This is a genomic window from Kitasatospora sp. NPDC088783 (assembly GCF_044750705.1).
GTDB classification, from domain to species: Bacteria; Actinomycetota; Actinomycetes; order Streptomycetales; family Streptomycetaceae; genus Kitasatospora; species Kitasatospora fiedleri.
In genome coordinates, this window is sequence record NZ_JBIVKJ010000004.1 from 709,349 (window position 1) to 719,368 (window position 10,020).

General features: G+C 75.2%; 9 protein-coding genes. All 9 read left to right on the forward strand.

Annotation, left to right across the window (positions count from 1 at the left end; translation table 11 throughout):
• Positions 1–14: 14 nt before the first annotated feature.
• Positions 15–1,025 carry a pyridoxal phosphate-dependent aminotransferase gene (locus ACIP60_RS15780; RefSeq protein ID WP_400684108.1) on the forward strand — a complete coding sequence of 337 codons (1,011 nt, stop codon included), beginning with the start codon at positions 15–17 and terminating at the stop codon, positions 1,023–1,025.
• Positions 1,022–2,986: an alpha/beta hydrolase family protein gene (locus ACIP60_RS15785; protein WP_400684111.1), complete on the forward strand. Its 1,965-nt coding sequence runs from the start codon at positions 1,022–1,024 to the stop codon at positions 2,984–2,986. The genes ACIP60_RS15780 and ACIP60_RS15785 overlap by 4 nt, the downstream gene beginning before the upstream one ends.
• The gene (locus tag ACIP60_RS15790; RefSeq protein WP_400684114.1) at positions 2,961–4,220 is read left to right on the forward strand and encodes a hypothetical protein; all 1,260 of its coding nucleotides are present in this window, start codon (positions 2,961–2,963) and stop codon (positions 4,218–4,220) included. The genes ACIP60_RS15785 and ACIP60_RS15790 overlap by 26 nt, the downstream gene beginning before the upstream one ends.
• Positions 4,221–4,294: 74 nt before the next feature.
• Positions 4,295–5,167 (forward strand): TauD/TfdA family dioxygenase, encoded by an 873-nt coding sequence (locus ACIP60_RS15795; protein WP_400684116.1) that lies wholly within the window; start codon positions 4,295–4,297, stop codon positions 5,165–5,167.
• Positions 5,168–5,209: 42 nt separating this feature from the next.
• A complete protein-coding gene (locus ACIP60_RS15800; protein ID WP_111553886.1) occupies positions 5,210–5,419 on the forward strand; it encodes a hypothetical protein in 210 nt (69 codons plus the stop codon).
• A 116-nt stretch (positions 5,420–5,535) separates the two neighbouring features.
• On the forward strand, positions 5,536–6,582 hold the full coding sequence (gene pyrB / locus ACIP60_RS15805; protein WP_400684119.1) for an aspartate carbamoyltransferase: 1,047 nt from the start codon (positions 5,536–5,538) through the stop codon (positions 6,580–6,582).
• Positions 6,583–6,692: 110 nt separating this feature from the next.
• Positions 6,693–7,955 carry an MFS transporter gene (locus ACIP60_RS15810; RefSeq protein ID WP_400684121.1) on the forward strand — a complete coding sequence of 421 codons (1,263 nt, stop codon included), beginning with the start codon at positions 6,693–6,695 and terminating at the stop codon, positions 7,953–7,955.
• Complete coding sequence (locus ACIP60_RS15815; protein WP_400684123.1) at positions 7,921–9,906, forward strand: inositol monophosphatase family protein; 1,986 nt, start codon at positions 7,921–7,923, stop codon at positions 9,904–9,906. Before ACIP60_RS15810 ends, ACIP60_RS15815 begins: the two co-directional genes overlap by 35 nt.
• A gap of 32 nt (positions 9,907–9,938) precedes the next feature.
• The coding region (locus ACIP60_RS15820) for an adenylyl-sulfate kinase (protein WP_400684212.1) at positions 9,939–10,020 on the forward strand (82 nt) is incomplete at its 3' end.

Consider the following 10,020-nt stretch of genomic DNA (forward strand, 5'->3'; position numbering starts at 1 on the left):
CGGGGAACCCCCTGATGACCCTGAACCTGACCTGGACCGGCAACCAGTTCCTCGACCCGCGGGAGCAGTCCGAGCTGCTGCGGCTGGCCGCCGACCCGATCGACCTCACCAACAAGGGCGACGTCTGGAGCGAGAACGTCGCCGCCGCCGTCGCCGCCCGGTTCGGCGTCCCCGCCCCGTTCGTCCGGGTCGGCGCCGGGGCCACCCAGCTCATCGACACGCTGCTGCGCAGCGCCTACCGCGGCCTGGTGGTCGACGTCACCCCGAACTTCCACCTCACCGCGACCGTCTCGCGCCAGCAGGGCTGGAACTACCGCGCGGTGCCGGTGCGCGAGCCCGCCGAGCTGCTGCCCGCCCTCGAACCGTTCCTGGACCGGCCCGAGGCGGTGATCGTGCTCTGCTCGCCGCGCAACCCGCTGGGCTACCAGTTCGACCCGGCGGACGTCCGGGCCCTGCTGGAGCGCGCCCGCGGCCTGGTGGTGCTGGACGAGGTCTACGCGGACTTCGCCCCCGCCACCGCGCTCGGCCTGGTGGCGGAGTTCCCCCACCTGGTGGTGGTGCGGACCTTCTCCAAGGCCTGGGGGATGGCCAACCTGCGGATCGGCTTCGCGGTCTCGCAGGGCTTCGCCCGCCCGGACTTCCCGTTCTGGCTGATGCCCAACAGCGTCTCCGGCGTCGCCCAGCAGACCGTGCTGCGGCTGCTGGCCGAGCCCGCGGCGGTGGAGGAGAGCATCCGCCGGGCGCGGGCCGCCCGGGAGACCCTGGCGGCCGCGCTGGCCGCGGTCGAGGGCGTGCGGGTGTGGCCCTCGGACGCCAACTACGTCTGCCTGGAGACCCCCCGCGCCGAGTCGGTCGTCGCGGAGCTCAAGGCGGCGGGCTACCTCACCCGGCTGCTGCACGACCTCCAGGGCTACCCCGCCGACTGGCCGGCCGGGGTGCGGATCAGCGTGCCCCGGGAGACCGAGATCGCGGCGGTGGCGGCCTGCGTCGAGCGGGCCCACGCGGCGGCCCGGACCGCCCCGTGAGCGAGCCGGGCGGCGAGCTCAACGGCGTCCCCTCGATCAGCGCGGACGGCCGGTTCGCCGCCTGGCTGTCCAGCGGCAGCGCGGCGGTCCGGCTGGTGCTGCACGACCTGGCGCGGGGCCGGGAGGTGCACCGCGGCCGGGTCGGCGCGGCCCGCTGCCGGGCCTTCACCTGGACGCACCTGCCGGGCGTCGGCCTGGCCGAGGCCGAGGCGGACGCGGCCGGCGCCGAGAACTGGGCGCTGCACCTGGTCCGGGTCGAGTCCGGGCAGTGGCAGCGGCTGGGCGACGGCGCCGCCCGGATGCGGATCGCCGGGCTCTCCGAGCGGCACCCCGACCAGGTGGTGGTCGCGGTCGACGCCGCCGCGCCCGGCCACCGCGACTACCTGCGGATCTGCCTGCGCACCGGGGCGGGCACCCCGGTGCTGACCGGCTCCGCGCACGCCGCCGTCTACTTCGACCGGGAGCTGCGGCCCCGGCTCGCCGAGACCGTGCTCCCGGACGGCGCGCGCGAACTGCGCCACCTCGGCACCGGGGACGGCGGCCGGCCGGTCCCCGGGGCCCGCTACCTGCACGTGCCGCACGAGGACGCGCTGACCGCCCGGGTGCTCGGGTTCGCCGCCGACCCGGCCCGGCTGCACCTGGTGCTGCCGGACGGCCCGGACGGCGTCCGGCTGGCCGAACTCGACTGCCGCCCCGGCGCGCCCGCGGGCGCGCCGCGCACCCTGCACCGGGTCGCCGGCGGCGACTACGCCGGGGTGCTGACCGGCCCGGACGGCCGGCCGGAGCTGGTCCACGTCGAGCGCGAGCGGCTCGCCTGCGTCCCGCTGGACGGCCGGTGGGCGGACGCGGTGCAGCGGCTGCGGACCGCGCTGGGCACCGAGCCGGAGGTGCTGGAACGCCGCCCGGGCGCCTGGCTGGTCGCCTCGCACCGCCCGGAGCGGGACGTCCACTACCTGGTGCACGACCCGGACGGCGGCGGCACCCGGCCGCTGTGCGAGGCCCGGCCGGGGCGGGCGCCGCTGCCGGTGGAGTGCCGCCCGGTCGAGGTGCCGCTGCGCGACGGCCGGCGCGCCGTCGGCTACGTCACCCGCCCCACCGGGCCGCGCCCGCCGGACGGCCCGGGCCCGGCGGTGCTGCTGGTGCACGGCGGCCCGTGGCGGCGCAGCCGCTGGCGCTACACCGAGCGGCGGGCCTGGCTGGCCGCCCGCGGCTGCACCGTCATCGAGCCGAACTTCCGCGGCTCCACCGGCTTCGGCTCCGGCTGGGTCGCCGCCGCCGACGGGCAGTGGGGCGCCGCGATGCAGGACGACCTGGAGGACACCCTGGACTGGGCCGTCGCCGAGGGGCTGGCCGACCCGGACCGGATCGCCCTGGTCGGCGGCAGCTACGGCGGCTACGCGGTGCTGCAACTGGCCGCCACCACCGACCGTCCGCTGCGCTGCGCGGTGGCCAGCTCGCCGCTGACCGACCTGGTGGGCTTCGTCGCCGAGCCGCCGGCGTTCTGGCGCAGCGCCGCCCCGATGCTGCGGCGCCGGATCGGCGACCCGTCCCGGCCGGAGCAGCGGGCCGCCCTGGCCGAGCGCTCGCCGGTGAACCGGGCCGCCGGGGTGCGCTGCCCGGTGCTGCTGGTGCACGGCGCCAACGACAGCCGGGTGCCGGCCGAAATGGCGACCCGGATGTTCATGGCACTGGCCCGGGCCGACCGGGACGCGACCCTGGCGCTCTTCCCCGACGAGGGCCACGAGGTGGTGACCGCCGCCAACCGGGCCGCCCTGGACGGGCTGACCGCCGGGTTCCTGGACCGCTGGCTGCGGCCCGCCCCCGCCCCCGGCGCCCCGGAGCCGGGCCCGGCCCCGGGCAGCACGGTGAAGTTGTTCGACTCCCCCCGGGCCGCGCGCCGGAAGGCGGCCGACCCGCAGAACGAGGAAGCAGACCATGGCCATTCACCTCCTCGGCAGTAACGCGCTGTTGCTGCTGACGCCCAAGACGGGCAGCACCTGGATCCGCCGCAAGATCCGGGAACTCGGCCTCGCCTTCGAGGACGTCGGCGACCCGGGCATGCGCGAGCACGACCTGCTGGCCGACTTCGACCGCTCCGCGTACTCCTTCGTCGGCGCCTTCGTGCGCGACCCGCTGGAGTGGTACCGCTCCTACTGGTCCTACCGGATGGAGAAGGGCTGGCGCCCGCAGTACCCGCTGGACGAGCACTGCGAGAGCGACGACTTCGAGACCTTCGTGCGCCGCGCGGTGACCACCCTGCCGGGCGCCCTGGGCAACATCTACGCCTCCTACGTGGGCGAGCCGGGCGCCGAGGTCGACTTCGTCGGCCGGCAGGAGAACCTCCAGGAGGACTTCGCCCGCTTCCTCGACCTGGCCGGCGAGCGCTTCGACCGCTCGGTGCTGGCGGGCGGCAGCCGGATCAACGCGACGACGATCCGCCCCGACTACCCGGAGGAGCTCAAGGAGCTGATCACCCTCTCCGAGTGGGAGACCATGCGCCGCTTCGGCTACCTCGCCGACCGGCCGGACCCGATCGGGCTGGCCGAGGCGCAGCGGCGCTACCCGCAGGAGGCCAACGACCTGCGGCTGCTGGCGCTGTGGACCGAGAAGATCCACTGGGCGCCGGACGACAAGAAGCGCGAGGCCGGCCGGCCCGTCCCCGCCGACACCCGGTACGCCCGGGTGAACAGCAACTTCGCGCTGTTCGCCGAGCACAAGAAGCAGGACCCCGACTACGCGGGCGAACGCTACCGGGCCGCCCTGCGGCTGGACCCGGACCACCCCCGCACGCTGTGCAACTACGCCCTGCACCTGGTCCAGCACCGGGACGACGTCGCCGAGGGCCGCCGGCTGATGCTGCGGGCGCTCGCCCTGCGCCCCCACCACCCGCACACCCTGGGCAAGCTGGCCCGGCTGACCGCCGACCGGCTCGGCGACCCGGAGCTGGCCGAGGTGCTCTACCGGCAGAGCCTGGCGGCCAACGCCGCGCAGGCCGAGCTCCGGGCCGAGTTCGCCGGCTTCCTGGCCGGCCGGGGCCGCACCGGGGAGGCGCTGGCCCTGCTGGCCCCGGCGGCCGACCGCCCGGAGGCCGACCGGCTGACCCTGCTCACCCACGCCACCCTGCTGGCCCGCTCCGGCCGGCTCGCCGAGGCCCGGGACTTCCAGCGCCGCGCCGCGGTCGCCACCGCCGCCTAGGAGCCGTCCGGCCGTCCCGCCGCGGGCCCCGGGCCCGCGCGACCCCACCACCCACGTCAAGGAAGGCAAGGACGATGCACCCGCAGAGCCCACTGGCCCGGCAGATCCAGGACGAGCGCGTCGAGGGCGCCGGGAAGTCCGTCGAGCAGGTCGCGGCCGAGGCCCGCGAGACGATGGAGAAGAACCGGATCTGCCTGGTCCGCGGCTTCCCGCTGGACCCGGACCGCTACCTGGACTTCCTCGGCCGCTTCGGCGAGCCGCTGATGAACTACTCGTCGCTGAGCGCGCTGGAGAAGACCGACCCGCACCCGCAGATCAACCGGGTCAAGTACAAGAAGAAGGTCACCGGCGCCCAGTCGGTGCACTACGTGGCGGGCGGCCTGCGGCCGCACTCGGCCCGGTCCTGGCGCTCGCCGCGGCCCTCGCACTTCGCGATGCTGATGGTCGAGCCGGGCTGGCGGGAGGCTCCGGCGGGGGAGCGCGGCGAGTCCGTGGTGCTGTGCTGGAACGAGTTGTTCACCCGGCTCGCCGAACGGGACGGCGAGGTCTTCGAGCGGCACTTCGCCCGGCTCTCGGGCACCCCGCTCACCTTCGAGGCGAACAACGTCCGCGAGGAGCTCAGCGACCTGCCGCTGCTCTACCCGCTGCCGGACGCCCGCGGCCCGTACGACGTGGGCGTGCGGCTCAAGCAGGACCTGCTCGCCAAGGTCGAGGCGACGGGCGGGCGGATCCCGGAGTTCGAGGAGTACCGCGAGTCGCTGGCGTACCTGATGGAGGCGAGCGCGGACGAGGCGTTCTTCGCCTGCTTCCCGCTGGAGCGCGGTGACCTGCTGCTGCTCGACAACCACCGCTTCGCGCACGGCCGGCTCCGGATCGTCGGCGAGTACGAGGCCGACGGCGAGGTCCGGTCGAACAACCGCGAGCTGTGGAGCGTCACCGTTCACTGAGGTCTCCGCCCGGAGCCCTCCCGTCCCGAAGGAAGCGAGCACATGAGCAATCCCGACGACACCCCCCGCACCGAGGAGCAGGCCGACCTGGACGCGGTCTGCGCCGAGCTCCAGGGCGAGCTGGACGCGCTGATGGGCGGGGCCGGCACCGACGCGGCGGCCCGGTCGCTGGACACCGCGGTGGCCTCGCTCAAGGAGGTCGAGCAGCGCAACGTCTCGTCCGTCCAGCTGGTCGCCCTGCACGCGGGCTGACCGCGCCCGGACGACCGCCCGCGCCGCCCGGCGCCCGGGCGGTCGTCCGGTGTCCGGACACCGCCGGCCCTACACTGTCGGCGCAGCAGATCACCACCAGGAAGTCGGTTTCCGTCATGTCTCTCATCGGCAGGCACGTCCTCTCCAGCGACCTCTTCGACCGGGACGAACTGGAGCGCCTCTTCGCCCTGGCGGACCTGCTGGCCCCGGTGGCCCGGGGCCGCCAGGTGGTGCGGGTGCTGGAGGGCGCGGTGATGGCGAGCCTGTTCTTCGAGGCCAGCACCCGGACCAGGCTCAGCTGCGAGTCCGCGTTCTCCCGGCTGGGCGGCTCGGTGATCTCCAGCACCGGCGCGGAGATCATGTCGATCTCCAAGGGCGAGTCGCTGGCCGACACCAGCCGGGTGGTCAGCGGCTACAGCGACCTGATCGTGATGCGCCACCCCGAGGAGAGCGCCGTCCACGAGTTCGCGGCGGCCACCAACGTCCCGGTGGTCAACGGCGGCAACGGGGCGGGCGAGCACCCGACCCAGGCCCTGCTGGACATGTACACCCTGCACCGGGAGTTCTCCCGCACCGGCCGCTCCATGGACGGCCGCCGGATCGCCCTGGTCGGCGACCTGCGGCACGGCCGCACGGTGCACTCGCTGATCAAGCTGGTCTCGCTGTACCGGGACCTGACCATCGTCTGCGTGGCCCCCGGCCCGCTCGGCATGCCCGCCGAACTGCTGGAGCTCGCCGAGGGCCGCGGCCACCGGATCGAGCTGAGCGACCGCCCGGAGAGCGGCCTCAAGGACGCCGACCTGGTCTACGCCACCCGCCTGCAGACCGAGCGCTTCGCCGACCAGCCGCTGCCGTACAGCGACGAGTTCCGGATCGACAGGGCGCTGGTCGCCCGGGCCTGCCGGGAGGACGCGGTGATCATGCACCCGCTGCCCCGGGACAGCCGCCCCGGCTCCAACGACCTGGCCACCGACCTGAACCGGGACCACCGGCTGGCGATCTTCCGGCAGACCGACGCGGGCATCCCGATGCGGATGGCGCTGTTCGCCTCCGTCCTGGGCGTCGCCGACCAGGTGCCCGGCGCGCTCCGCCCGGCGACCTGGTTCCAGCCCGAGTACACCGGGCCGGACGACGCCCCGTTCTACCGGAACCCCGCCTCCTGACGGCCCGGTAGCCGCGACAACAGCACACGCAAGCCCTCCTGGAACGCCGGGGCGGGCCGGTCACCGACCGGCCCGCCCCGGCGTTCTCCGGTTCCGCGACGAGGAAAGCCATGAACGTTCCTGTGAGAGGCGGCGGCGGAGACTTCGCCGTGTACCGGACCCCGCTGGTCTCGGTCACGATGGCCAGCACGTTCGTCCTGAAGCTGGTCTCCTTCCTGTGCATCCCGTTCATGACGATCTACCTGAGCCGCACCGTCGACGCCCCGCCGTACGTGATCGGCGCGATCGTCGGGCTCAGCCAGATCGGCTCGCTCGGCGCGGGCTTCGTCAGCGGCGTGCTCGCCGACCGGGTCGGCAAGCGGCGGGTGCTGCTGGTGGGGCTGTTCGGCAGCTCCGCGGTCTTCCTGCTGTTCTTCCTGACCGCGACCTTCCTGCGCGCGACGGTGGCCTTCCCGGTGCTGTTCGCGCTGCTGAACACCGGCTACGGGATGATGTCGGCGTTCTTCTGGCCGGTCACCCAGGTGATGATGGCCGACAGCCTGCCCGCCGAGCGCCGGCCGACGGTGTTCCGGCACCGCTACGTGCTGACCAACTGCGCGGTGGCGATCGGCCCGCCGGTCGGCGCCTTCCTCGGGATCGCCTCCGCCCGGGCCGCGTTCGTCGTCTCCGGCAGCTGCTACCTGGCCTTCTCGCTGGCCTTCTGGTGGCTGACCCGGGGCACCGAGCTCGGGGCGGCCACCGCGCCGTCCGAGCGCCGCAGCCTGGGCGGCGCGCTCCGGGTGCTCGGCGCGGACCGGACGTTCCGCGGGCTGACCCTGTCGATGGTGCTGTTCGCGCTGGCCTACTGCCAGATCGAGTCGAACCTGTCCGCGGTGGTCAGCCGGGGCTTCGCCGACGGCGTGCGGTTCTTCTCGGTGCTGCTGACGGTGAACGCGGTCGCGGTGATCGCCCTCCAGCCGCCCGCCACCGCGATCGCCAAGCGGCTCAGCCCCCGGCGGACCATCCAGCTGGGCAACGGGCTGTTCGCCGCGGTCTGCCTGGCCTTCTGCTTCGTCGAGTTCAGCAAGGCCGGCCTGGTCGCCCTGGTGGTCCTGGTCAGCATGGCCGAGGTGCTGGTGGTGCCGACGGTCAGCGTGGTGGTCGACGAGCTGGCGCCGCCCGGCCTGCGCGGCACCTACTTCGGGGCGTCCACCCTGCGCAACCTCGGCCTCGGCGTCGGCCCGGCGGCGGGCGGCCTGGTGCTGGCCTGGGCCGACCGGTCGCTGCTGTTCGCGGCCATGGGCCTGTGCGCCCTGGCGGCCTGGGCCGTCATCCACCTCACACTCAAGGAGAACCCCGGTGCGGATCCTGGTCCTTCACCAGAACCTGTTTGACCGGCTCGGCTACGAGCGGGCCATCGACCACGAGGCGCACGACGTCACCTACGCGGGCGCGCCCGCGTACCTCGACAACATCCCGGACCGCATCCGCTGCGAGAAGTTCCCCTGGGACCCGGCCCGGGACGTCGCCGAACAGCTCCGCCCGCTGCTCGCCGCCACCCCGCACCAGCGCGTCCTGGCCCGGCACGAGAAGCTGATCACCCCGGCGGCCGAGCTGCGCGCCGAGTTCGGCATCCCGGGCCAACTCCCGTACACCGCACGGAACTTCCGCGACAAGCTGGCGATGAAGAGCGCCGTCGCCGCAGCCGGCCTGCGGGTGCCCCGCCACCTGCCCGCCGACGCCCTCCCCGACACCGCCCCCTGGCCGGGCCGCACCGTGCTCAAGCCCCGGGACGGTTCCGGCAGCCAGGGCGTCCGGGTCTTCGACTCCTACGCCGACGCCGCCGCCCACCTCCGCGCCCAGGACGACCCGCGGGCCGCCGCCCGGCTCGAACTGGAGGAGTACGTCGACGGCCCGATCTGGCACGTCGACGGCTTCCTCTTCCGGGGCGAACCCGTGATCGTCCAGCCCTCCCGCTACATCGGCACGCCGCTCGGCTTCGAGCGCGGCGAACCGGTCGGCACCGTCCAGCGCGACGACCCCGCCCTCGCCGACTGGGCGGTGCGCTGCGTCCGTGCCCTGGGCGGCGAGACGCTCACCTTCCACCTGGAGGCGATCGAGACCGCCGACGGCCCGGTCTTCCTGGAGGCCGCGGCCCGCTGCGGCGGCGGCTACATCGTCCGCGCCACCGAACTGCGCACCGGCGCCTACCTGCACACCCTCGACATGGCCTCGGACGTCGACGGCGCCCTCGCCGAACGCTTCATCGGCCCGGCCCGCGCCGACCTCCACCACGGCTTCTTCCTCTACCCCGGCCACGTCCACGGCTCCGCCCCCGTCACCGTGCGGGTCGCCGACGGCCTGCTGGACGACCCGGTGCTGACCGGCCACCGCCTGGCGCCCCCCGGCACCCGCTGCCCCAGCGCCCCCTCCTACCGCCCCGAGAACCTCCCGCTGTCCGGCACGGTCGCCCACCCCGACCCCGACGCGGCGGAGGCGTGGATCCGACGGCTGTTCGCCCGCACCACCGTGCACGTCCACCACCCCGCCGCCGAGGCGTACGACGGGACGGCCGCCGGCCCCGAGGACCACGCACTCGCCCACCGGCTCGCCGAACAGGCCGGCGAACTGCTGCTGGGCCTGCGCACCGAGACCGCCCTGGCCGACCCCGGCAGCCTCAAGGACCTCGGCGACGCCCGCTCGCACGCCTTCCTGACCGCCGAACTCGCCCGGCACCGCCCGCAGGACGCCGTCCTCTCCGAGGAGGGCGTCGCCGACCCGGCCCGGCTCGACGCCCACCGGGTGTGGATCGTCGACCCGCTGGACGGCACCCGCGAGTACGCCGAGGCCGGCCGCGCCGACTGGGCGGTGCACGTCGCGCTCTGGGTCGACGGCCGGCTGGCCGCCGGAGCGGTCGCCCTGCCCGCCCGCGGCACCACCCTCTCCACCGCCCGCCCGCACCCGGCGGCCGACCCCACCGCCCGCGACCTGCTCGGCAGCCGCACCCGGCCCCCGGCCTTCCTCGCCCGGGTCGCCGCCCGGGTCGGCTCCGACCTGGTCGGCATGGGCTCGGCCGGCGCCAAGAGCGCCGCCGTCCTGCTCGGCGAGGCCCGCGCCTACGTCCACGCCGGCGGCCAGTACGAGTGGGACTCCGCCGCCCCGGCCGCCGTCGCGCTGGCCGCCGGGTACCACGTCTCCCGCCTGGACGGCTCCCCGATGCGCTACAACCAGGCCGACCCCTACCTGCCCGACCTGCTGGTCTGCCGCACCGAGGACGCCCCGGCCCTGCTCGCGGCGATCGCCGCCGAGACCGCCGCCGAGACCGCCGCCGAGGACCGCCCGTGACCGCGCCGGCGCCCGCCCGGCGCGGCGCCACCGTGTGGCTGACCGGCCTGCCCAGTGCGGGCAAGACCACCCTCGCGTGCGCGCTGGCCGAGCGGCTGCGGGCCGAGGGGCACC

What these genes read in the sequence shown, in the direction of transcription:
- ACIP60_RS15780 (WP_400684108.1), top strand. Translation starts at nt 15, where the DNA reads ATGACCCTGAACCTGACCTGGACCGGCAACCAGTTCCTCGACCCGCGG.
- ACIP60_RS15795 (WP_400684116.1), top strand. Translation starts at nt 4,295, where the DNA reads ATGCACCCGCAGAGCCCACTGGCCCGGCAGATCCAGGACGAGCGCGTC.
- ACIP60_RS15800 (WP_111553886.1), top strand. Translation starts at nt 5,210, where the DNA reads ATGAGCAATCCCGACGACACCCCCCGCACCGAGGAGCAGGCCGACCTG.
- ACIP60_RS15790 (WP_400684114.1), top strand. Translation starts at nt 2,961, where the DNA reads ATGGCCATTCACCTCCTCGGCAGTAACGCGCTGTTGCTGCTGACGCCC.
- pyrB (WP_400684119.1), top strand. Translation starts at nt 5,536, where the DNA reads ATGTCTCTCATCGGCAGGCACGTCCTCTCCAGCGACCTCTTCGACCGG.
- ACIP60_RS15810 (WP_400684121.1), top strand. Translation starts at nt 6,693, where the DNA reads ATGAACGTTCCTGTGAGAGGCGGCGGCGGAGACTTCGCCGTGTACCGG.